1 rRNA gene is annotated in these 600 nt (G+C 46.0%); it reads right to left on the bottom strand.

What is annotated here, in order from left to right:
- Positions 1 to 375: ribosomal RNA gene (locus tag UF75_RS25880) — 23S ribosomal RNA — on the bottom strand; the annotation flags it as partial.
- Positions 376 to 600 lie beyond the last annotated feature (225 nt).

Here is a 600-nt window from a genome sequence, read left to right as displayed (position 1 = left end):
TTTACAGGGGTGTTACCTTCTCTGCCCGAACTTTCCAGTTCTGTTCAGCTAAGGAATCATTCTTAATAGAGGGTCCTACAACCCCGGATCCCGAAGGACCGGTTTGGGCTCTTCCCGTTTCGCTCGCCGCTACTCAGGGAATCGATTATTCTTTCTCTTCCTCCGGGTACTTAGATGTTTCAGTTCCCCGGGTTGCCTTCGTTAACCTATGTATTCAGTTAACGATAACCAGATATGACTCCGGTTGGGTTGCCCCATTCGGGTATCCACGGATCAAAGCCTGCTTACGACTCCCCGTGGCATTTCGCTGTTAACCGCGCCCTTCATCGACTCTTAGCGCCTAGGCATCCACCGTACGCCCTTAGTAGCTTGACCTAATTCTTGCTACTTCTAGGTTTATTCGAAACTTGCGTTTCGAAGTGACTACTTTCGACTTTTACTAGATTTATTTCTCTATGCAGTTTTCAAAGAACAGGTCTGGCCTTAGTTCCTAAGAACGTCTAACCAATCAAAAATATAGGATTGCTAGTCAAGCATTTCTGCCTTCCCTCAATCCTTTGTGAGTGAGGTTCCATTCTTAATCAAATTGCTTCGATTGTT

The sequence above is a fragment of the Desulfosporosinus sp. I2 genome (genome assembly GCF_000960765.1).
In the GTDB taxonomy this organism is placed as follows: domain Bacteria; phylum Bacillota; class Desulfitobacteriia; order Desulfitobacteriales; family Desulfitobacteriaceae; genus Desulfosporosinus.
This window is presented reverse-complemented; position numbering and strand designations above follow the sequence as displayed.